18 protein-coding genes are annotated in these 21,558 nt (G+C 74.6%); 7 read left to right on the top strand and 11 right to left on the bottom strand.

Translation table 11 applies throughout. The features are described from left to right. The first annotated feature begins 3 nt into the window (after nucleotides 1-3). From ACFEMC_RS19870 to ACFEMC_RS19860, 3 genes are read left to right on the top strand one after another with little or no spacing between them, the layout of a single operon-like run. Nucleotides 4-1,557 carry a diguanylate cyclase domain-containing protein gene (locus tag ACFEMC_RS19870; RefSeq protein ID WP_380171225.1) on the top strand — a complete coding sequence of 518 codons (1,554 nt, stop codon included), beginning with the start codon at nucleotides 4-6 and terminating at the stop codon, nucleotides 1,555-1,557. A 9-nt stretch (nucleotides 1,558-1,566) separates the two neighbouring features. Continuing rightward, nucleotides 1,567-2,376: an alpha/beta fold hydrolase gene (locus ACFEMC_RS19865; protein ID WP_380171224.1), complete on the top strand. Its 810-nt coding sequence runs from the start codon at nucleotides 1,567-1,569 to the stop codon at nucleotides 2,374-2,376. Between the two features lie 42 nt (nucleotides 2,377-2,418). Then, on the top strand, nucleotides 2,419-3,267 hold the full coding sequence (locus tag ACFEMC_RS19860) for a nucleotidyltransferase domain-containing protein (RefSeq protein WP_380171223.1): 849 nt from the start codon (nucleotides 2,419-2,421) through the stop codon (nucleotides 3,265-3,267). Here the strand turns inward: ACFEMC_RS19860 and ACFEMC_RS19855 are convergent. The 4 genes from ACFEMC_RS19855 to ACFEMC_RS19840 form a co-directional block, all read right to left on the bottom strand. Then, nucleotides 3,238-4,107 (bottom strand): diacylglycerol/lipid kinase family protein, encoded by an 870-nt coding sequence (locus ACFEMC_RS19855; RefSeq protein WP_380171222.1) that lies wholly within the window; start codon nucleotides 4,105-4,107, stop codon nucleotides 3,238-3,240. The genes ACFEMC_RS19860 and ACFEMC_RS19855 overlap by 30 nt on opposite strands. Further along, complete coding sequence (locus tag ACFEMC_RS19850; RefSeq protein WP_380171221.1) at nucleotides 4,104-5,084, bottom strand: D-2-hydroxyacid dehydrogenase; 981 nt, start codon at nucleotides 5,082-5,084, stop codon at nucleotides 4,104-4,106. The genes ACFEMC_RS19855 and ACFEMC_RS19850 overlap by 4 nt, the downstream gene beginning before the upstream one ends. A 179-nt stretch (nucleotides 5,085-5,263) precedes the next feature. After that, a complete protein-coding gene (locus tag ACFEMC_RS19845; RefSeq protein WP_380176883.1) occupies nucleotides 5,264-6,019 on the bottom strand; it encodes an NADPH-dependent F420 reductase in 756 nt (251 codons plus the stop codon). Between the two features lie 51 nt (nucleotides 6,020-6,070). Further along, nucleotides 6,071-7,114: an NAD(P)-dependent alcohol dehydrogenase gene (locus ACFEMC_RS19840; protein ID WP_380171220.1), complete on the bottom strand. Its 1,044-nt coding sequence runs from the start codon at nucleotides 7,112-7,114 to the stop codon at nucleotides 6,071-6,073. A 147-nt stretch (nucleotides 7,115-7,261) separates the two neighbouring features. On the opposite strand from ACFEMC_RS19840, the gene ACFEMC_RS19835 reads away from it, so the two are divergent. Next, nucleotides 7,262-7,642, top strand: coding sequence for an ATP-binding protein (locus ACFEMC_RS19835; RefSeq protein WP_380171219.1), 381 nt, complete (start codon nucleotides 7,262-7,264; stop codon nucleotides 7,640-7,642). 16 nt (nucleotides 7,643-7,658) lie between these two features. On the opposite strand, the gene ACFEMC_RS19830 is transcribed toward ACFEMC_RS19835, so the two are convergent. Continuing rightward, nucleotides 7,659-9,761, bottom strand: coding sequence for a SpoIIE family protein phosphatase (locus tag ACFEMC_RS19830; RefSeq protein WP_380171218.1), 2,103 nt, complete (start codon nucleotides 9,759-9,761; stop codon nucleotides 7,659-7,661). A 193-nt stretch (nucleotides 9,762-9,954) separates the two neighbouring features. Here ACFEMC_RS19830 and ACFEMC_RS19825 point away from each other — a divergent pair, with 193 nt between their 5' ends. After that, nucleotides 9,955-10,212: a hypothetical protein gene (locus tag ACFEMC_RS19825; protein WP_380171217.1), complete on the top strand. Its 258-nt coding sequence runs from the start codon at nucleotides 9,955-9,957 to the stop codon at nucleotides 10,210-10,212. A 7-nt stretch (nucleotides 10,213-10,219) separates the two neighbouring features. On the opposite strand, the gene ACFEMC_RS19820 is transcribed toward ACFEMC_RS19825, so the two are convergent. The 3 genes from ACFEMC_RS19820 to ACFEMC_RS19810 are packed head-to-tail and all read right to left on the bottom strand — an operon-like array spanning nucleotide 10,220 to nucleotide 17,182. Further along, nucleotides 10,220-12,457 (bottom strand): putative bifunctional diguanylate cyclase/phosphodiesterase, encoded by a 2,238-nt coding sequence (locus tag ACFEMC_RS19820; protein ID WP_380171216.1) that lies wholly within the window; start codon nucleotides 12,455-12,457, stop codon nucleotides 10,220-10,222. Between the two features lie 23 nt (nucleotides 12,458-12,480). Next, nucleotides 12,481-14,835 (bottom strand): diguanylate cyclase domain-containing protein, encoded by a 2,355-nt coding sequence (locus ACFEMC_RS19815; protein WP_380171215.1) that lies wholly within the window; start codon nucleotides 14,833-14,835, stop codon nucleotides 12,481-12,483. A 55-nt stretch (nucleotides 14,836-14,890) separates the two neighbouring features. Beyond that, nucleotides 14,891-17,182 carry a putative bifunctional diguanylate cyclase/phosphodiesterase gene (locus ACFEMC_RS19810; protein WP_380171214.1) on the bottom strand — a complete coding sequence of 764 codons (2,292 nt, stop codon included), beginning with the start codon at nucleotides 17,180-17,182 and terminating at the stop codon, nucleotides 14,891-14,893. Between the two features lie 54 nt (nucleotides 17,183-17,236). On the opposite strand from ACFEMC_RS19810, the gene ACFEMC_RS19805 reads away from it, so the two are divergent. Beyond that, the gene (locus ACFEMC_RS19805) at nucleotides 17,237-17,647 is read left to right on the top strand and encodes a cold-shock protein (RefSeq protein WP_380171213.1); all 411 of its coding nucleotides are present in this window, start codon (nucleotides 17,237-17,239) and stop codon (nucleotides 17,645-17,647) included. Nucleotides 17,648-17,693: 46 nt separating this feature from the next. On the opposite strand, the gene ACFEMC_RS19800 is transcribed toward ACFEMC_RS19805, so the two are convergent. Then, nucleotides 17,694-18,329: a hypothetical protein gene (locus ACFEMC_RS19800; RefSeq protein WP_380171212.1), complete on the bottom strand. Its 636-nt coding sequence runs from the start codon at nucleotides 18,327-18,329 to the stop codon at nucleotides 17,694-17,696. 43 nt (nucleotides 18,330-18,372) lie between these two features. Continuing rightward, complete coding sequence (locus ACFEMC_RS19795) at nucleotides 18,373-18,642, bottom strand: hypothetical protein (protein ID WP_380171211.1); 270 nt, start codon at nucleotides 18,640-18,642, stop codon at nucleotides 18,373-18,375. Nucleotides 18,643-18,748: 106 nt separating this feature from the next. Here ACFEMC_RS19795 and ACFEMC_RS19790 point away from each other — a divergent pair, with 106 nt between their 5' ends. After that, nucleotides 18,749-19,279, top strand: coding sequence for a GNAT family N-acetyltransferase (locus ACFEMC_RS19790; protein ID WP_380171210.1), 531 nt, complete (start codon nucleotides 18,749-18,751; stop codon nucleotides 19,277-19,279). A 3-nt stretch (nucleotides 19,280-19,282) separates the two neighbouring features. Here ACFEMC_RS19790 and ACFEMC_RS19785 read toward each other — a convergent pair whose 3' ends face one another. Further along, nucleotides 19,283-21,538, bottom strand: coding sequence for a putative bifunctional diguanylate cyclase/phosphodiesterase (locus ACFEMC_RS19785; protein ID WP_380171209.1), 2,256 nt, complete (start codon nucleotides 21,536-21,538; stop codon nucleotides 19,283-19,285). Nucleotides 21,539-21,558 lie beyond the last annotated feature (20 nt).

The raw sequence follows: 21,558 nt of genomic DNA, 5'->3' as shown, positions 1-21,558 counted from the left end.
ATCGTGCGGACCTGGTCGAGGCGAGGGTGGGACGCGCTGAGCGCGGCCGGTCGCCTCGGCGCGGACTTCGGTGTCCTCGCCGCCGTCCTCGTCGGCCTCGCTGTCGCGCAATCCCTCTTCGGGCGCGGGTCGACGGCCTCGCTGCTCCTCTTCGGGGTGGGTGAGGCCCTGGCGGCCTTCCTGGCGGCGGGGCTGCTGGCGCGGTCGGCGTGGCGGGACGTGCCGTCCGGCTGGGCCCGCCGCAGCTGGGTGCTGCTCGCCACGGCCTGCGGCCTGTGGGGGGCCGGCCAGGTCGTCTACACCGCGCAGGACGTCCTGGGCCTCATCGAGGACGCGACCACGTGGGCCGACGGCCCCTTCCTGGGTTTCTCACTCACCCTCGTCCTCTCCGGCCTCGTCCACCTGTGGGGCCGCGCCCGCTCGCACCTGGGCCTCGCCGCGCTGCTCGACGGCCTGCTCCTGGGCACCGCCCTGCTGACCGTGGTCTGGGTCGGCTGGCTCGGGGACGCCGTGCGGCTCTCGTCCTACCCCGCGGCCGACCTCGTCCTGCCGTTGAGCTACCCGTTGCTGGACCTCGTCTTCCTCACCACGACGATCATCCAGATGGCCCGCCTCGGGGCGACCCGGGTCGGCGTCTTCTGCCTCGTGGCGGCCACGGCGCAGACCCTGGCCGACGCGGTCTACGTCTACGGGGTCCTGGCCCAGGGCGGTTTCGCCACGGGCGGGTTCTCCGACTTCGCCTGGATCGCGGCGTTCGGCACCTTCGCCGTCGGGGCGCGCAACCACCCGCACCACCGACGGGTGGACCGGGCGCCCAGCGTCGGGTCCCTCGGCTGGTTCGTGCCGTACCTGGCGATGGGCCCGGCGACGGTGCTCGGCGCCGTCCGGCTGTGGGCGTCGTCGGACCGCCTGGTCCTGGTGGCGCTGCTCCTCATGGCCGTCCTCGTCATGGGCCGGCAGTTCCTCGCCCTCGACGAGCACCGCCGCCTGCTGGTGACGGCCGAACGGCAGCGGCGGCAGCTCGACGTCCTGGCCCACGTCGACCCGCTCACCGGGCTGGAGAACCGACGCCGCTTCTCCGAGCGCACGGCCGAGGCCGTGCGCTCGCTGCTGCGCACGGGGGACACCGTCGTCGTCGCCTTCGTCGACCTCGACCGGTTCAAGGCCGTCAACGACACCCTCGGCCACGCCGCCGGCGACGAGCTGCTGCGCGGGGTCGCGGCCCGGTTGCGGGCCTGCGTCCGCGAGGAGGACTGCGCCGCCCGGTGGGGCGGGGACGAGTTCGCCGTCCTCGTCACCGACCCGCAGGCGCGTGCCGAGGCCGTCGTCGACCGGTTGCGGGCGGCGCTCACCGAGCCGTTCACCGTCGAGGGCACCGTCGTCCAGGCCTCGGCCAGCATCGGCGCCGTCCGGGAGGAACCCCGGGCGCTCGCGGCCGGGCGGCCGGAGGACGACGACCTGGTCCCTGCGGTCGTCGAGGCGCTGCTCGCCGCGGCGGACGCCCGGATGTACGTGGTGAAGCACGCCCACCGGGGTCCGGTGGCCCTCGAGCAGTAGGTTCGGCCGGTGCCGACCGAGCCGACCGCACGCGTCCTGGTGCCCGTCGACCCGGCCGGGGCGGACGGGCCCGTCGAGGTCGCGGCCGACGTCACCGGCACGGGCCCCGTCGTGCTGCTCCTGCAGGGGCAGAGCCTGGGGCCAGAGACCGCCGCCGGCCTGGTCACCGCCCTGCCGGGCCGCACCCGCGTCGTCGTCCACACCCGCGGGACCGGGGCGAGCACGGGCGGACCGGGCCCGGACGGCTGGACGACCGCGCTGTTCGCTGCCGACGCCGTGGCCGTCCTCGACGCCCTCGGGGTCGCCCGGGCCCACGTCCACGGGTTCTCGATGGGCGGCCGCGTCGCCCAGGTGCTCGCGGCCCGCTTCCCCGAACGCGTCGACCGGCTCGTGCTGGGGGCGACCGGACCCGGTGGGGCGCAGGAGGTCCCGTGCGACGACGCCGTGTCCCGGACCCTGCGGCACGCCGGGTCGGCCGCCGGCCGCCAGGGGTTGGCCGACCTGTTCTTCACCCCGGCGTGGTCGGCGCGGAACCCCGAGGTCGCGGCCCGGTTCGCCCCGACCGGGACGCCCCGCGTGCGGCGCGCCCACCACGGCGCCAGCACCGGCCACGACGGCTGGCACCTGCTGCCGCTCGTCGCCGCCCGGACCCTCGTCGTCCACGGCGGCGACGACCGGCTGACGCCCCCGGCCAACGCGCGGCTGCTCGCCGACCGCATCCCGGCCGCGGAGCTCGTCGTGCTCGACGGCGCCCGGCACGGGTACGTCGAGGAGTTCCGGACGCAGGTCGCGGGCCTCGTGGGGGACTTCCTCGGCTGAAACCGCTGGACACCGCGGCGGCGCTGCGGTGAGGGTCGGCGGGTGTCCCTGGACCTGAACACCCTGGCCGACCGCCTCGTCCGCGTCCCCGGGATCGTCGGGGTGAGCCTCGGCGGCAGCCGGGCCCGCGGGGAGCACACCCCGGACTCCGACATCGACCTCGGCCTGTACTACCGCGCGCCCCTGGACCTCGACGCCCTCCAGGCGCTCGCCGACGAGACCACCGACGCCCCGGCCGGTCTCGTCGCCCCGGGCGGGTGGGGGCCGTGGGTGGACGGCGGGGGCTGGTTGCGGGTGGACGGGACCGCCGTGGACTGGCTCTACCGCGACGTGGACCGCGTCGCCCGCAGCTGTTCCGACGCCGTCGACGGTCGGTTCGAGTGGCACTTCCAGGTGGGGCACCCGCTGGGTTTCCCGGGCACCACGTACGCCGGGGAACTCGCCCACGGGGTTCTGCTGGCGGACCCCAGCGGGGAACTCACCGCGCTGCGGCGCAGCGTGGCGGAGTTCCCGCCCGCGTTGCGCGACGCCGTCGTCGGGCGGCTCGACGAGGCGCGGTTCCTGCTCGGCGGGGCGGCGAAGGCCGTGCCGCGCGGGGACAGCGCCTACGTCGCAGGCTGCCTGTTCCGCGTCCTGCTCCTGTGCGCGCACGCCCTGCACGCCCACGCGGGCCGGTTCGTGCTCAACGAGAAGGGAGCCGTCACCGCGACGGGCCGCCTCGCCGGTGCGCCGACGGGTTTCGCGGACAGGGTCCACGCCCTGCTGGCCGCCCCGGGCCGGGGACCGGCCGCCCTCGCCGCGTCGCTGCGGCGCGCCGGGGAGATCCTCGACGAGACGCAGGACACGGTGGCGCGCAACGCCTCAGCGCACCGTCCGCAGGGCGAGGGGTAGGCAGCGCACCGTCACGGTCGACCCCCCGTCCACGTGGAACACCTCACCGTCCAGCTGCAGCGGCATGGGGGAGTGGGTGAGGAACTCGAAGGGTTCCGAGCGGGACTTCACCGGGTGCACGCCGCGCAGGACGCGGGTGAAGTCGGCCAGCAGGCGCAGCTTGCTGCGGTGCCGGATGAGCAGCGTCTCGTACCGGCCGTCGTCGGGCGCGGAGTCGTCGGACAGCTGCGCGTACTTGCCCATCCGGTCGATGTTGGCGAACACCAGGCTGTCGAGGTCGATCTGCTGCCCGTCGTGCGTGATCGTCATCGGCCGGTAGCGCCAGAACGCCCGGACGACGAGGAACGACTCCTTCACGGCGTCGAGGTCGTGCTCGTTGAGGGCCGCCGCCGCGACGGGCGTGATGCCGACGCCCGCGTAGGAGTGCGCGACCCGCGACCTGCCCTCACCGCTGACCTGCAGCAGGTCGATGCGCGTCGGGCGCCCGCCCTCGACGACGTCCCGGATCGCCTGCGCCAGAGGACGGTCCTGCGTCGCGGTGGCGTGGTCGTTGGCGTTGCCCGACGGCAGGACGGCGGCCAGTCCGCGCCCCGCGGTGGTGACGCCGTTGACGACCTCGTGGTAGCCGCCGTCGCCGCTGGCCGAGACGACGAGCGTGCCGTCGTCCTCGCGCACGGCGTCGCGGGCGATCTCCTCGGCGTGCCCGGCGTGCTGGGTCTCGACGAGTTCGACGGGGACGGTCCCGTCCAGTTCCCCGCGCAGCCGTTCGGCGTTCGCGGGCCCGTCACCGGTGCTGTTGGGGTTCAGGACGACGACGACACGACGGATGTCCGAGCTCACGCGCTCACCGTAGGGGTGATCGCGTACCCGTGCTCCTTGTCGACCACGTGCAGCAGCTCGGCCCGGGTGACGAACCGGCGCACCTGCTCGTGCAGCAGCGCCTCCAGGCGCTCGCGGAAACCGGCCGCGTCCCCGGCCAGGTGCGGGGAGACCACGGCGCCGGGCTCGTCCCACCAGGGGCTGTCCGCCGGCAGCGGCTCGCGCGCCCACACGTCCAGGACCACCCCGCCGAGCCGTCCCGCCCGCAGGGCCCGCAGCAGCGCGTCCTCGTCGACGACCGGCCCGCGGCCCACGTTGACGACGACCGCACCCGGGCGCAGCGCGTCCACGACACGGGCGTCGACGAGTCCCCGGGTGGCCTCCGACAGCGGTGCGGTGACGAGGAGGTGGTCGTAGTCCCCCGCCACGTGGGCCAGGTCGCCGGGGCCGACCAGCCGGCCGAAGGGCGCTGTCGTGGGCCGGGGCGTGCGGACGACCCCGTCGACCGCGACGCCGAGGGCGGCGAACACCTGGCCCACCCGCGTCCCGATCGACCCCGCGCCCACGACGAGCGCCCGGGTCCCGGCGAGGCTGCGCGTGGTGCGGTGCTCCCAGCGGTGCCCGGCCTGCCGGCGCACCGTCCCGGGCAGGTCCTTGAGGACGGCGAGCACGCTCGCCAGGACGTACTCGGCGATGTCGGTGTCGAGCACCCCGCGGCTGCACGTCAGGACGCACGGGTGGTCGCGCAGGGCGGGGAACAGCAGCCGGTCCGGTCCCGCGCTGGAGGTGTGGACCCAGCGCAGCCGCCGCGGGTCCGCCGCGGTCCATCCCCGTTCCAGCGCCGGGTGCATGCCGTCCCAGACCACGAGGCCGTCGGCGCGGCCCAGGGCGCCGGTCAGCCCGGGGTCGTCGGGGGCGAGGACCTCGACGTCCGCGAGCGCGCGCAGCGGGGCGACGTCGGGGACGCTGCCGACGGGGACGACGAGGATCCGGGGCACGGCCCCGAGTCTGCCCCCGGGAAGGACACGGTCAGACCCGCACGCGCCTGATCACCGTCTGCACCCCGGTCGCCGCGTCGACCGAGCTCTGTGTCGCGAGGTCGGGCGCGGCGCAGCCGGGTGCCTCCCGCGGGGGTCGTGCCTGGTGGTCGACAGGTCCTGCGGGAGGCTCGACGGTGTCAGCCGCGGAACTCCGCCGGACGTTCGGTGGGCGCGTCCGCGAGGGCCTGGGTGATGCCGTCCACCCCGGCCTCGGCCCCGTAGACGGGGGTCCCGGGCTGCTGACGCCAGGAGTCGGCGAGGGAGCCGGCGTCCACGACGTCGAACCCGAGCTCGTCGACGAGACCGCCGACGACCCGCTTGGCGTCGGCGGAGTCCCCGGCGATCGGCAGCGCGCGCCGCTCGAGGTCGCCCGGCTGCCGGCCCGCCGTGAGGAGGTGCTCGGCCATGATCCCGTTGAACGCCTTCACCCACTGCAGACGCCCGCGGGGGTCGAGGTGCTGGGCCGTCCACACCGTCTCCGGGGTTCCGCCCTCGATCGCGTCGATGCGGCCGTCGCGTTGCTGCGGGTAGTAGTTGCCGGTGTCGACGACCACGGCGCCGTCGGGCAGCGGGTCGAGGAGGGTGGCGGGCAGGTCCGGGACCTTGCCCTGCGGGATCGTCACGACGACGAGTTCCACGCCGCGCGCGGCGTCCTCCGCGGCGACCGCGGTCGCCCCCGTCTCCTGCGCGAGGTCGGCGAGCGTCTCGGGTCCGCGGGAGTTCGCGACCTTCACGGTGTGGCCGAGGCGCGAGAACGCGCGGGTGAGGTTTCCGCCGATGTTTCCGGCGCCGATGATGCCGATGTCCATGGTCGCGACGCTACGTCCGGGGGACGACGAACGCCCTCCGGGGGAGGGATCGCCGACGCGGCGAGCTCGTAGGACGAGCCGGATGCGTCAGCGATCCCGCCCCCGGAGGGCGCGGTCAGGCGGTGGGAGCGGTGGTCAGAGCGTCGCGGTGTCGATGACGAACCGGTAGCGGACGTCGGAGGCGAGCACGCGCTCGTACGCCTCGTTCACCTTGTCGGCCGCGATGACCTCGACCTCGGACCCGATGCCGTGCTCGGCGCAGAAGTCGAGCATCTCCTGGGTCTCGGCGATGCCGCCGATGTTGGAACCGGAGAAGCTCTTGTTGCCCATGACGACGGAGAACATCTTCAGGGACAGCGGCTTCTCGGGCAGGCCCACGTTCACCATGGCGCCGCGGACGTCGAGCAGCGAGAGGTACGCGTCGAAGTCGAGCATCGCGCTGACGGTGTTGACGATGATGTCGAACTGCCCGCGCAGGGCCTTGAACGTGTCCGGGTCGGACGTCGCGTAGTAGTGGTCGGCGCCCAGGCGGAGGCCGTCCTCCTGCTTCTTCAGCGACTGCGACAGCACGGTGACCTCGGCGCCCATGGCGTGCGCGATCTTGACGGCCATGTGGCCGAGCCCGCCGAGGCCGACGACGGCGACCTTCTTGCCGGGGCCGGCGCCCCACTGCTTCAGCGGCGAGTAGGTCGTGATCCCGGCGCACAGGAGCGGCGCGGCGACGTCGAGGTCGATGCCCTCGGGGATCCCGCAGACGAAGCCCTCGGTGACGACGATGGCCTGCGAGTACCCGCCGTGGGTGGGCTGGCCGTCCTTGCCGACGCTGTTGTACGTGCCGACGTTGCCCTTCAGGCAGAACTGCTCGTCTCCGGCGAGGCAGTTCTTGCACTCGCCGCAGGAGTCGACCATGCAGCCGACGCCGACGCGGTCGCCGACCTTGAACTTCGTGACCTCCGAGCCGACCTCTTCGACGATCCCGGCGATCTCGTGGCCGACGACGACGGGGTACGTCGCGGGGCCCCACTCGCTGCGGGCGGTGTGGATGTCGGAGTGGCAGATGCCGGCGAACTTGATGTCGATCTTGACGTCCTTGGGGCCGACGTCGCGACGCTCGACCTCGAAGGGCGTCAGCGGTTCGGTCGCGGACGTGGCGGCGTAGGCCTTGACGGTGGTGGGCACGACTGCTCCAGGGGTCGGGTGGGCGGGGGGACGTGCGCACCGTTGCGCTCGGGCACCACGCTAACCCGGGGCAACCGGTGCCGCCCCCTGGGGTGGTTGCACGCTCTACCAGAAGCGTGAGCGGCGGGCGGGCCGCACGATGGTCCTGTGTGCAGAACCACTCCGGGAGCGGACCTGGACCTCCCCGCGGACCTCAGCGCCGCGCGTCGGGCCCGCGCCTTCGTCCGGGACCGGGTCTGCCCCGACCACGGTGGCGACCTCCTCGACCGCGCCCTGCTGGCCGTCTCGGAGCTGACCGTCAACGCCGTCGAGCACGGAGCCCCGCCGCTGCGCGCCCACCTCGACTGCCGCGACGGCGTGCTGCACCTGGAGGTCAGCGACGGCAGCCCCGAACGGCCGCGGCACACCTCGCCGGACACCTCGGCGGAGTCGGGCCGGGGGGTGGGGCTGGTCGCGGCGATGTGCGCCGACTGGGGCGTGCGCGAGGAGCAGCCCGGCAAGACGGTCTGGTGCGACCTGGCGGACTGAGCCGGGACGCCGCGGGTCAGCCGACCCGGACCACGACGATGGCGACGTCGTCGTCGCTGCCGTCGGGCAGCATCCGCTCCAGCAGCGCGTCGCAGACCGCCTCGACGTCGTGGTCGGACAGGTCGCGCACGACGGAGCGCAGCTCGGCCAGACGGTCCTCCATCGGGCGGTCGCGCCGCTCCACGAGGCCGTCGGTGTAGAGCAGCAGCAGCGAGCCGGGAGCGAGGGCGTCCTCGTGCTGGTCGCGCTGCTGGCCCGAGCCCAGGCCCAGGACGATCCCGTCGCCCTCCAGCATGCGGACGGTGCCGTCGGGTGCGGCCACGACGGGGGGCAGGTGCCCTGCGGTGCACCAGCGGACGCCGCGCTGCCCGGGGCCGGCGTCGAGCTGCAGGACCACACCCGTCGCCAGCGTCCTGACGCCGAGACCCTCGAGCAGTTCGTCGAGGCGGCGGACGACCTCGGCCGGCTGGGCGGAGCGGTCGTAGGCCAGGGCGCGGACGAGCGTGCGCAGCTGCCCCATCGCGGCGGCCGCGAGGACGTCGTGGCCCATGACGTCGCCGATGACGACGACGGTGGACCCGTCCGGCTGGGTGAACGCGTCGTACCAGTCGCCACCGACCTGCGCGGCCTCGGCCGCGGGGTGGTACCGCGTCGCGACGGCCAGGCCCGGCGACGGCGTGGGGGGCGTCAACAGGCTGCGCTGCAACGTCTCCGACGAGGTCCGCTGCTGCGCGTAGAGGCGCGCGTTCTCCAGGGCGACACCGGCGCGCGCACCGAGGTCGGTCGCCGTGGCGAGGTCGTCGGCCGTGAACGGCGGACGGTCCGGGCCCGACAGCAGCGTCAGGGACCCCGTCACGGCGCCCCGTGCCCGCAACGGCACGACGACCGCGCTGCCGAGCCCCAGCCGGCGCAGGACGTCGGCCGTCTCGCGGGTGGCGGTCACGACGTCGACGTGGTCGTCCTCGAGGGAGACGAGGGTGGGGCCGAGGTCGCCGCGCAGGACCCGCATGGAGATCGAGTTGTCCCCGAGGTCGGCGTGCATCTCCTGGAACCTCGTGGCGTCCGCGGCCATGGCCGGGTTCGCGTGCGAGGCGCGGATGTGCCGGGTGCGCCCGGTGGTGTCCAGCAGCGTCGCGAACGCCCACTCGGCGAAGTCCGGCACGACGAGCGAGGGCAGGAGGTCCTGCGCCGCGTCGGGGTCGAGCACCTCGGAGAGCTTGTCGGTGACCCTGGACAGGAACTCCAGCCGACGGCGCGCGTCGCGCGCGGCCGCCAGGGCTTCGTCGCGTTCGCGCTCGGCCTGCACCCGCAGGGTGACGTCCGACTGCACGCCGACGTGGTGGGTGACGTTGCCCGCCGAGTCCCGCACGGGGGAGATGACGACTTCGTTCCAGAAGGCCGTCCCGTCCTTGCGGTAGTTCAGGAGCAGTTCGGTGACGGTCTCACCCGTCTCCAGCGCGGTCCGGATGCGGCGCACGGCCTCGCGGTCGGTCTGCGGCCCCTGCAGGAAGCGGCAGTTCTGCCCGAGCACGTCGCGGCCGTAGCCCGTGACCTTCTCGAAGGCCGGGTTGACCCACACGAGCGGGTTGTCGGGCTGGTTCGGGTCCGAGATCGTGAACGACAGGTCGCTGGCCAGGACCGCGCGCGAGTGCAGGCGTTCGGCCGACTGCTGGGCGTCGCGGACCATGCCCGCGTCCCGCAGCGGCAGCAGCGCGACGAGGGCCAGGCTCGTCAGGGCGTCCACGGGCGCGTCGGTCAGCGGCAGCCCGATGACCCACAGCGCCTCGCGCTCGTGGGACATGTCCGAGGACCGGGCGGCCGTGACGCGCTCGCCGTGGACCGGCTCGCCGTGGGCGATGCGCGACAGGGGAGACGCGTCGTTGGCGGGATCGCTGATGTCGTCGCCGGACGAGCTCTCCAGGCCGGCGCGGCGGGACCACTCGTCGATGGGGCAGGGGAGCCGCACGCCGGGGGCGAGCTGCTCGGCCAGGGGGTTGGCGAAGAGGACCGTGCCGTCCTCGACCCGCACCAGGAGCACCGCCCCGGGCTGGCCGTGAAGGACCTCCGGCAGGCCCTCTCTCAAGGCGCCACCGGCCACGGCCGCGCTCGTCCCGTCCATCGTCCAGCACCCTAGCCGCGGGTGCCGACACCCGCGAGCGACGGCGGGGGAGGTGTGCCCGGTGGTCGCGCGCGTGCGCTCCGTGAGGGACGCCGCGCCGTTGGGGTGACGTCGTTGGTACGTCCGGTGACCGTCCCGGCGCAGCCTCCGACGGGTGTCGTCCGCGTGAACCGGGGCAGTGCACACTGTTCACGTGATCGCCTCGCACGACCAGTGGCTCGAAGGTCTTGACGACACCCTCCGTGCCGAAGCCCTGCACTGCCTGCTGGTCGGCACCTACTCGCGCCGGCTCCTGGAGTCCCTGCGCCGCGACGGCCCGACGATCTCGCGCCGCGAGCGCGGTCTGGACGACCCCGAGAAGGCGCAGCCGGGCGACCCGCTGGGCGCGAACCTGCAGACGTTCCTGCGCGAGCGGCTCGTCATGCAGGCCCCCGAGCCCGCGCCCCTCTGAGGCCGGCTCAGACGACGACGGCCCCGCGCAGCGCCGCGGGGACCTCCCCGGCGGGCACGGGACGCGAGAACAGGTAGCCCTGCGCCAGGTCGCAGCCGAGGCCGCGCAGCAGCTCGACCTGCTCGGGCCGCTCCACACCCTCCGCGACGACGACCAGCCCGAAGGTGTGGGCGGCGTGGACCATGAGCCCGACGAGGGCCACGTCCTGCGGGGCGTCCGCGACGAGGAAGCTCCGGTCGATCTTCAGGGCGTCCAGCGGCAGCGTGCGGAACTGCTCGATCGAGGTGTAGCCGGTCCCGTAGTCGTCCAGGCTCAACCGCGCGCCGAGGTCGCGGACCGCGTGCAGGTTCGGCAGGACGGCGGGGCCGTCGAGCACGACCGTCTCGGTGGCCTCCAGGACGAGCAGGTGCGGGGGCAGCCCGCTGGAGGCCAGGACCTGCGCGACGTCTTCCACCAGCGTCGTCTCGGCCAGGTGCCGGCCGGACAGGTTGACCGCCACGTGCACGTCCTGGTCCACCGTGCCGTCGGAGCGCCACCGGGCGAGCTGGCCCGCGGCCTGCGCCATGACCCAGCGACCGAGGTCGCAGACGAGGTCGCTGCGTTCGGCGACGGGGATGAACTCGTCGGGCCGGACGAGGCCGTGGCCCGGGCGGTCCCAGCGGACGAGCGCCTCGAAGCCCCTCGTGCGTCCGGTCTGCAGGGAGACGACGGGCTGGTAGTGCAGCACCAGCTCCCCGGCCGCGAGACCGGCACGCAGCGCGTCCTCGAGGGCCGCCTGCTCGCTGAGCTCGGTGCGCAGCGCGTCGTCGAAGAACCACGTGCGCGCCCCGCCGGCCGCCTTCGCGCGGGCGGCCGCCGTCACCGCCTCGTGCAGGAGCTCGGTGGCGGCGGCGCGCCGGCCGGCGGACTGCAGGGCGACGCCGACGCTGCACGTCAGGTCCAGCGCGTGACCGGCGGCCTCGACGGGGAAGCGGCGCAGGCGTTCGGCGACGCGGGCGAGCGCCCCCTCGTCCTCGACGTCCTCGACCACGACGACGAACTCGTCGCCCCCGAGCCGGCCGACGCGGTCGAGGGGGCCGACGACGTCCTCGACCGTGCGCGCGACGGCGCGCAGCACCCCGTCGCCCACCTCGTCCCCCAGGGCGTCGTTGACGCGGGCGAGGCGGTCGACGTCCACGACGAGGACGCCGGTCGTGGCCCCGCTGCGCGAGGCCCGCTCCTGCGCCTGGCGCAGCAGTTCCAGCGCGCTCGCGCGGTTGGGCAGCAGCGTGAGCGCGTCGTGCGCGGCCCGGTGCTCGACCTCGGCGCGCAGTCGCTCGGTGCGCCGGGCCCAGCGCAGGGCGGACGTCAGGGCGAACTGGGTCCGCGTGGCGCCGAGGGCGATGATCAGCAGCGCGGCCAGGGCGGTGTCCAGGAGGTGGTGGCCCGTCGCCCCCACCGCCTCGAGCAGCAGCATCCCCGGCACCACGAGCATCGAGACGACGACGAGCCCCAGCCGCCGCCGGCCCGTCGGGTCGGGCCGGACGTCGGGGTGGGCGACCGCGCGCATCGAGCGGTGCAGACCGGCGGCACCCCAGGACAGGTAGGCCAGGAGCCAGCACGCCGAGTTCAGGACCAGCAGGTGCCCGTCGCTGCGGAACAGGGCGAAGGTGAGGTCCGCCACCGGCAGCACGAGGGCGCCCAGGCCCAGCAGCCGCGAGGACAGGTTGTACCCGCCGGCGATCGCCCCCAGCCGGACGACGAGCGCGAGGACGACGAGATCGCACAGGGGGTAGGACAGGTCCGCCGCTCGCTGCAGCAGGGTGCCGCCGCCCTCGACGGTGGGCTCGACGAGGAAGGCCCACAGCGGCAGCGCCATGGCCACGGTGACGAGGGCGACGTCGATCCGGCCCGCCCGGTCCAGCCGGCGGCCCCGGGTCAGCAGGACCAGGGCCACCGCCTGGAGGGGGTAGGCGGCGAGGTAGCCGAGGTCGGCCACCGAGGGGTACGGCTCGACGTGCAGGACCACCTGCAACCAGTTGAAGGCGAGGTCCCCTCCCGCCGAGCACAGCTGCCCCGCGGCGAGGAGCAACCACGGCAGGCGCTGCGGCGGCCGCCACCGCTGGGTGCCGACGACGATGGCCGCGGCGGAGGCCACGGGCAGCACCTCGTAGACGACCGCGCGGAGCACCCCCACGGGCAGGGCCAGGCACCACAGGAGCAGGGCTCCTCCGACGACCAGGTACCAGGACCACGCACGACGCACGTGAGTGTTCTCGTGCGGGCGTTCTAGAGGCTGAAGGCCTTCGGCGCCGACACCACCGGTTCGGCGGAGCCCACGACGGTCGTGTTCCGCGTGGCCTTGCCCGCGTAGAGGGCGCGGTCGGCGGCCTCGACGACGGCGCGGGCGTCCAGACCGGGAACCCACTCGCAGACCCCGACGGTGCAGGTCTGACCGTCCGGGACCGCGGCGCGGATGCGGTCGACGACGGCCACGGCGTCCGCCGCCGAGCAGTCGGGCAGCAGGAGGGCGAACTCCTCCCCGCCCCAGCGGGCGAGGGTGTCGACCTCCCGCAGCTGCCCGGCGGCGGCGGCCGTGAAGGCGCGCAGGAGGTCGTCCCCGGCGAGGTGGCCGCGGGTGTCGTTGTAGCGCTTGAAGTGGTCGAGGTCGATGAGCGCGAACGTCAGCGGTGTCCGCGACCGGGTGGCGCGGGCGATCTCGGTGCGGGCGAGGTCGTCCCAGCGCCGCCGGTTCACCGCGCCCGTCAGGGGGTCGTGCTCGGCGGCCCGTGCGAGCTGGCTGAGGAGGTCGGCGCGGGAGAACGCGTGCGCCGCCTCGGCCGCGAGTCCCGTGAGGACCGCGGCGGTCGTCGGGTCGAGGCGGGCGACGCGGTCGCGCCACACGACGCACAACACCCCCACGACGCCCCCGTCGGCGTCGACGACCGGCTGCCAGGCTCCGGAGACCTGTCCCCCGACGGCCGCGAGACGGGCGTTGGCCTGCGGGTGCAGGGCCACGTCCGCGACGAAGAGCGGTTCGCAGAAGAGGTAGCTCGACAGCGTCAGGCTGGTGTCCCGGCGCACGTCGAGGTCGAGGCGGAAGTCCTCGGGCATCCCGGTGGCGGCGGTCGCGACGAGGCGGCCCGTGCCGTCGGGCTGGGCCAGGAAGGCCCCGTGCGCCCCGGCGACCGCGATGGCGGCCTCGCAGACGGCCCGCCGCGGGTCGTCGGCGACGAGGACCGCGCGGGAGGCCTCGGCGAGCCGCTCGACGCGCCCGGCGTGCAGTTCGAGCTGCGCGTTGGCGCTCGCGAGCTGCGCCTCGCGGGAGCGGACCTCGGACAGGTCGTGCATGGCGACGACGGCACCGAGCACGGTGCCCGCCTCGTCGGTGACCGTGCGGCCGCTGCAGACGACGGGCACCGAACCCTCCCCGGGCCGGGCGATGACGATCTCCGCGCCGCTGACGGAACCCTCGGCGAGGGTGCGCAGCAGGGGGATCTGCGCCGGCGTCAGCGGGGTCACGCCGTCCGGTCCGTAGAGGTGGTAGTTGTCGGCGTGCAGGGCCGGGTCGAGGCTGTCGTCGGCGTCCAGGCCGTGCCACGCGCGGGCGGTGTCGTTGAACAGCAGGAGGCGGCCGCCCGGGTCGGCGACGACGATGCCGGTGCCGACGCTGGCGAGCACGGCGTCGGAGAACCGGGCGCTGCGTTCCGCCTCCGCGTGGGCCTGCTGGGCCTGCGTCGTGGCGGTCGAGAGCCGGCGCAGGAGTTCGGCGCGCTCGTCGCGGCCGACCGCCAGGGCCATGCCCAGCGCGGCCACGAAACCCACGTGGACCTGCACGACGAGCGCGCGGGCGGCGTCGTCCTGGATCCCCGCGAAGGGGCCGATCCCGTGGAACGTGCCGACGACGGTGATCGCGGCCACGACGAGGTCGGTGACGACGACGATCGTCGTGTCGAAGCGCAGTGCCAGCCAGATCGTCGCCGCGAGGGGCAGGAACGACAGGGGGATCCCGGACGGACCCCAGAACACGGCGGCGTAGGCGAGGCAGGACGTCGCGACGGCCGCGACGAGTTCGACGCGCCCGCGACGCGTCCGGGGCCACGCGACGTGCACGCGCGCCTCGAGGCGCAGGACGACGGGTGCCACGAGCAGGATGCCCGCGAAGTTCCGGGTGAACCACACGGCCGCTCCGAGCCAGCTGGGTGTCCCGCCCGCGGCCGCCACGGTGAGGGTTCCCCCGAGGGTTCCGACGGCGCAGGCCGTCGCGGCGGTGCCGAGCAGGGCCGCCAGCTGGCGCGTGCCGAGCCCGGACCCGGGGGAGAACCAGCGGCGGCGCAGGGTGGCGAACAGCTGGGCCTGACCCAGGTTCGTGACGACGAAACCCGCCAGCAGTGCCGGACCGGCGCCGGTCAGCGCGTTGACGACGACCGTGACCGCGGCCAGGAGGAGGTAGTCGAGCCAGCGGTTCCGCGTGCCGCAGAACCAGGCGGCCGCCACCCCGGCGGCGGGCCAGACGAGACTGAGGCTCGTGCCGTCAAGGATCGTGAGGCGTCCGAGGAACACCGCCACGGCGAACAGGGCCGTGAACGTCAGGCTCCGCACCGGCAGGGCCGCGCCGCCCGGGGCGGCGTCAGGAACGTTCACCCGATGGGTGTCGGCACCCCCAGCTACCCGGAACAGTCTAGATACCGCGGGTTCCTCAGGCGCCGTCGACCGTCAGGAGCTCCGGCACCGGGTAGACGCGGGCCAGTTGCTCCCCGAGGAGTTCGCGCGGGACGGCGGGGGAGTACAGCCAGCCCTGGCCGAGGGGGGCGGCGATGAACCGGCAGATCGCGGCCTGCTGCTCGGTCTCCACGCCCTCGACGACCACGGTCAGCCCGAGCCGCGTCGCGAGGTCCACGACGCACGTCACGACCGACTGGCCGTTGACGTCGTCGGTGATCGACTGCGTGAGGGAACGGTCGATCTTCAGGACGTGGACGGGCAGCCGGCCGAGGTACCCGAACGCCGAGTAGCCCGTCCCGAAGTCGTCGATGGCGATCTGGCAGCCGAGGCCGGCGAGTTCGGTGACGACGCGTTCGGCGGGGGAGTCCTCGTCCAGGAACACCGACTCGGTGAGTTCGAGCGTCAGCAGGTGCGGGGCGATCCGGTACTGCTCGACGAGCTCGACGACGATGTCCGCGAAACCCGGTGACTGCAGCTGCACGACGGAGACGTTGACGGCCACGCCGACACCGACGGAGAACACCCCGGCCTCGTAGGCCGAGCGGACGGCCGAACGCAGGACGTGCTCCCCCAGGGCCACGACGAGGTTGGACTCCTCGGCGACCGCGATGAACTCGACCGGGGAGATGCGACCCAGGACGGGGTCCTCCCAGCGGGCGAGCGCCTCGAACTTCTCGACGCGGCCCGTCGTGAACGAGACGACGGGCTGGAAGTGCACGTCGACCTCCCCGTCGCGGACGGCCTGCGTCAGCCGGTCGCGCAGCAGGCTGCGGCGGGCGTGCTCGGCGGCCACGGACCCGGTGAACACCGAGATGGAACCTGGCCCGAGGTGCTTGGCGTCGCGCAGGGCGATGTCGGCCTGCACGAACGGCTTCATGACGTCGGTGGGGTCGTAGTCGTCGCCGAACGGGCAGCTCGCGACACCGGCGGCGGCCGACAGCGGGAACCTCGCCGCACCGGGGACCGTCAGCGGGGCCGAGGTGACGGCGGCGACGACGCGCTCGGCGTGCCGCAGCACCTGGGCGGGGTCGCCGGGCAGCACGACGGCGATCTCGTCGCCGGCCGTGCGGAACGCGTCGCCCCCGAGCTCCTCGGCGACGAACCCGACCTCCTTGGCGGCGGCCGCGATGACGGCGTCACCGGCGCTGACGCCGAGGACGTCGTTGATGTCGTCGAGACCGACGAGTTCGACGAGGACGAGGGAGGAGGCGTGGTCGGGTTCGGTGAGCGCGCGTTCCAGCAGCGCCCGGTTCCCGAGACCGGTGAGGTTGTCGTGCAGCGCCTGGAACGTCAGGTGCGCGGTCGTGCGGTCGATGGACCGCGCCGTCGCGGCGTGCCGGATCGTGAACGTCACGAGGACGGTGACGTAGAACCCGTACAGCACCGAGTCGGCGCGGGGGTCGACGACGAGCAGCACGAGGTCGATCAGCAGGATCGGGCCGGGGACGAGGGAGGCGGTCTCGAGGCGGCGCGCGGCGCGCTCGGCGGCCTGGCCCCCGTGCCGGACGACGCCGTCGCGGGGCAGGCGCAGCAGCCCCACGCCTCCGCCGACCGCCGCCAGCGCGCACGCCACGTACGCCACGACGGACTGGTGGTGGAAGCAGACGGCCGCGAGCGCCGTCCCGACGCCGTTGACCGTCAGGCCGACGGCGGCGACGCGCAGCCGCGGCTGCTCGACGGCGAGGGCAATGGCCGAGCACGCCACGAGGGAGCTGACGACGAGCACGAGGACGACGGCGGCCGACCAGCCGGGCGGGCCCTGGTGGCCCGTGCGCGCGAACCCGTCCCAGCCGGCGGTGGCCAGGGCGCTGCCGAGCATGAGGGCGTCGACGACGAGCGGCGGGTCGTCGCTGCCCGCGCGGGCGCGCACCAGCAGCTGCAGCAGCACGACGAGCAGGCCCGCGCCGGCGAGGGCGAAGGCCAGCAGGGACACCGGGAACGGCCCGAGGTCCGTCCCGGGGAACAGGCCCGCGGTGAGGGCGCCGAGCCCCCACAGCATCGCGGCGCCGAGGTACTTGTGGGAGTTGTGGCCCTTGTAGAGGACGATCAGCGCGAGGGCCGCGGCCGTGATCGCCGCGGCGCCGATCGCCACGAGGGGGGTCCGCACCACGCCCGGCAGCGCGACGGCCAGCGCCGTCAGCGCGCCCGCGAGCACCAGCATGGCCAGCCCGCCGACGACGCGACCCGGCGTGGGGCGCGTCGGAGCGAGCGAGGAGGCCATGGTGGAGGTGTCGGCGCACGGTGCCGTGGACTTGACCACTCCCACGGTGCGGGAGGATGGACCCCGCACGGTCTCGATCAGCTGGAAGTGGTGGGTGCAGTGGCCAAGGGCAAGGTCCGTTCGTACGACGAGGAGCGCGGGTTCGGCTTCATCCGGAGCCCTGAAGCGCCGGACGACGTCTTCTTCCACTTCAAGGACGTCGTGGGCGGCACCGACGACGGCCCCATGGAGGGTGCGGTCGTCGAGTTCACCCTCGGTGAGGGCGAGCGCGGCCCGAAGGCCTCCGACGTCAAGGTCGAGTCCCGCCGCAGCGGCCCGCCGCCGGAGCAGCGCCGTCCGGCCGCCTCCAACACGCAGCGCCCCGTGTCGCTGCGCGAGTTCCGCCGCGAGGTGACGGAGATCCTCCTGAGCGTCGACGGCATCGGGTCGACGCAGGTCCGCGCCGTGCGCGACTACCTGTCCGACTACGGCCTGGACCGTGGGTTCGTGGTGGAGGACACCCGCCGCTGATGTGCTGCGTTCCGACACCTCCGCAGCGTCGCGGGGTGTCGGAACGTCACACACGGGCGACGTGCCACCGGCGTGGTCCGGTCGTCGCCAGCCCGCGGCGGTAGGCGTCCTGCAGCCGGTGCATGGTGCGGCGCCGGTGCGCCGGACGGGTGTCGATCGCGGTGAACCGGGCGACGACCAGTCCGTGACGTTCCAACCCCTCCTGGCGCACGTCGTCCACCGTCGCCACCTCCAGTGCGAGGTGCCCGCGCCCGTCGTACTCGCCCGCCAGCCCGGCCTCCTCGTCGAGCAGGTCCACGCGGCCGAGGTGCCGTCCCCCCTCGTCGACGACGCGCTCGTTGACGAGGAGCTGGGGCAGGCCGGCGTCCAGCGTCCAGATCATCCGCAGCTCCGTCTCCTGCGGGGAGCGGACACCGACCGCCGCCAGCTCGGCGGCGCGGCGAGCGACCGGGGTGCCGCGCAGGCGTCGCTCACCGAGGTGCGCGAGGACGGCAGGCCCGGTGGTGGCACCCGCTGCCCACAGCGCGTCCACGGCGACCACGCCCCGCCGGGGCTCCCCGCTCAGTCGGGCCAGGTCGACGGCGGTGCGCACGGCGCTCGTCACCGGGACGCCCCGGACCACACTCACCTCATCGGTGGCCAGGTCCGAGCGCAGGATCCGCAAGCCGGGGCGGGGTCTCACGGACCTCGTCCTGGGCACGCACACGAGGACGGGCAGGGCACCGTCACGGGCCACCCCGTCCAGGTCGCGGGCGCCGTGCCACCACGCGGCGGGCCCACCCGCCGATGACACCGTCCGGCGGCAGGAGGGGGACCACGTCGCGGATGCGGCGCTCGACGCTCGGTGGGACCGAGGCGTCCGCGTGGACCCCGCGGAAGGGCGAGCGGAAGGCGGCCGCTCGCAGCTGTCCGTCAGTGACGCCGCGGGCTCGCAGCGTGGCGCGGCGGGCGGCGTCGTGCATGCGGCGCAGCCTCTCCCACCCGGCGGGCGTCACGCTCCGTCCCTGTGGAGCACTTCCACTGCGTTGCGTTCCGACACTCCGGAGGCCGCGAGGTGTCGGAACGTCGCGCAGTGCGGAGGTGTCCCGCCACGCTGTCCCCGTGACCACGCTCACCGCCTGCCACACCGCCGACCTGTCCGCCGCCACCCGCACCGAGCTGCGCGCCCTGCTGGACGCCGCGTTCGGGGACTTCACCGATGAGGACTTCGAGCACGGCTTCGGCGGGTGGCACGTCCTGGCCCACGACGACGGCGTGCTCGTCGGGCACGGGGCGGTCGTGCGACGGCAGTTCCTCGTCGGGGGGCGGGCGCTGCCCGTGGGGTACGTCGAGAACGTGGCGGTGGCCGCGTCGCACCGGCGGCGGGGGCTGGCGTCGGAGGTCATGGGCGCGCTGGAGCGGGTCGTTGTCGCCGGGCACGGGGTGGGGTTCCTCGCCGCGTCGGAGGAGGGCGCCCCGCTGTACGAGCGGCGGGGGTGGCGGGTGTGGCGCGGTCCGCTGTCGGTGCTCACGGTCACCGGGGCGCAGCGCACCCCGGACGAGGACGGCGGAGTCCGGGTCCTCGACCCGGCCGGGGCGTGGGACGTGGACCAGGAGCTGGTCTGCGAGTGGCGCTCCGGGGACGTCTGGTGATGCTCAGCGGACGGCTTCGGGGGAGACGGGGTACTCCCGCTCGAGCTCGGAGACGATCCGGTCGGACGTGACGGCCGCGGAGTAGAGCCAGCCCTGGCCCAGGCCCGCGCGCATCGAGCGGCAGATCGCGGCCTCCTCGTCGGTCTCGACGCCCTCGACGACGACGGTCAGGCCGAGGTTGTTCGCGAGGTCGACGACCGCGGTGACGACGGAGCGGCCGTTGCCCTCGCCGGTGAGCGACTGCGTGAGGGAGCGGTCGATCTTCAGGACGTGGACGGGCAGCCGGTCGAGGTAGCCGAAGGCCGAGTAGCCCGTGCCGAAGTCGTCGATGGCGATCTGGCAGCCGAGGCGCGCGAGGTCGGTGACGACGCGCTCGGCGGGGGAGTCGGAGTCGAGGAAGACCGACTCGGTGAGCTCCAGCGTCAGCAGCTGGGCCGGGATGCGGTAGTCCGAGAGGATCTCGCGCACGACGTCGGCGAAACCGGGCGACTGCAGCTGCACGACGGAGACGTTGACGGCGAGGCGCACCTCGGCGTCGAACACCCCGGCGGCGTGCGCGGTGCTGACGGCGCGGCGCAGGACGTGCTCGCCCAGGGCCACGACGAGGTTCGACTCCTCGGCGACGGCGACGAACTCGACGGGGGAGACCCGGCCCAGCTCGCGGTCGTCCCAGCGGGCCAGGGCCTCGAACTTCACGACGCGGCCCGTGGTGAAGTCGACGATCGGCTGGAAGTGGACGTCGATGCACCCCTCGGCGACGGCGGAGGCGAGGCGCTCGCGGACGAGGAGGCGGCGGGCGTGCTGGGCGGCGACGGCGCCGGAGTAGACCGACCAGCCCAGGAGGCCGGGGTTGCTGCGGGCGTCGCGCAGGGCGAGGTCGGCATGGACGAGCGGCAGGGTCGCGTCGCCGGCCGCGCGGGCACCCGGGTCGACGCGGGCGACACCCGCGACGGCCGCAACGGGGAACCGGCCGGCGCCGGGGACCTGCAGCGGGGCGGCGCTGACGGCGGCCAGGACGTGCGGGAGGTGGCGGACGGACTCGTCGGGGCCGCCGGGCAGGAGGACGGCGAACTCGTCGTGGCGGACGCGGTAGGTGCTTCCGCCGAGGGGGATGACGTGCTCCCGCAGGTTGGCTGCGGCGGCGCGCAGGACGTCCTCGCCGACGGCCACGCCGAGGACGTCGGTGACATCGTCGAGGCCGCTGACCTCGAGGATGACGAGCGACTGGGTGCGGTCGGGTTCGACGAGGGCGTCGGCGAGGGCCGTCCGGTTCTGCAGGCCGGTGAGCTGGTCGTGCTGGGCCTGGAAGGACAGCGTCTGGCGGGTGCGGTCGATGGCGCGGGCGGTGGCCGCCTGGCGGACCGCAGCCGCGACGATCGCCGCGCCGTAGTAAGCCGAGAGCAGCCCGTCGACGCGGGGGTCGACGACGTTGACGGCGATGTCGAGGAGCATCGCCGCGCCGGGCAGCGTCACGGCCAGCCGGAGGCGGCGGGCGGCCTGGGTGACGGCCACCCCGCCGTGGCGGACGAACCCGCCGCGCGGCTGGAAAGCGAGGAGCAGCAGGCCACCGGCGAGGGCGACGAGGACGGCGACGTCCGCGGCGCGGGGGGAGTGCGCGGCCGTGACGGCCGTGACCTCGGTGGCCACGGCCGCGAGGCCGAGCCCGAAGCAGGCCAGGCGCAGGGCGCCGTGCTCGACGGCCAGCACGACGGCGGACGCCGCCACGAAGGACGCGATGAGCACCACGAGCGAGGCGCTCGCCTGCCACCAGCCGTCGCCGACGTGGCCGGTACGGCCGAAGACGTCCCAGGCCAGGGCAGCCATGACGGTGCCGAAGAGAGCTGCCTCGACGAGGAGGGGCTGGTCGTCCCCCGCGACGCGGGCGTGCCGGAGTTGCTGGAACGCGATGTGGGCCAGACCGGCCAGTGAGACCGCGTGGGCCAGGTGCGCGAAGGGCACCGGCCCGACCGTCGCGGCCGGGAAGGCGCCGGCCAGGACGGTGCCGGTGCCCCAGAGCGTGGCGGAGAAGGTGAAGCGGACGACGCCGGTGCGGGTGCCCTTCAGCGAAAGGAACGGCATGAGGACGGTGACGGCCAGCCAGGCGAGCCCGGCCGCGAGGAGGACCGGGCGTCCGTCGCGCCAGTGCGCGGACGCCACCACCAGCAGCGGGGCGGACACGACGAGCACGGCGGCCGAGAGGGCCGCCCGCCAGGCGTGCTGGTGAAACGTCATGGCCAGGGGTTCGACGGGCGGGTCCACCCGCTGGATCGCCCGACTGC

The sequence above is a fragment of the Kineococcus sp. DHX-1 genome (assembly GCF_042473625.1).
In the GTDB taxonomy this organism is placed as follows: domain Bacteria; phylum Actinomycetota; class Actinomycetes; order Actinomycetales; family Kineococcaceae; genus Kineococcus.
This window is presented reverse-complemented; position numbering and strand designations above follow the sequence as displayed.

What these genes read in the sequence shown, in the direction of transcription:
- ACFEMC_RS19830 (WP_380171218.1), bottom strand. Translation starts at nt 9,761, where the DNA reads ATGGACGGGACGAGCGCGGCCGTGGCCGGTGGCGCCTTGAGAGAGGGC.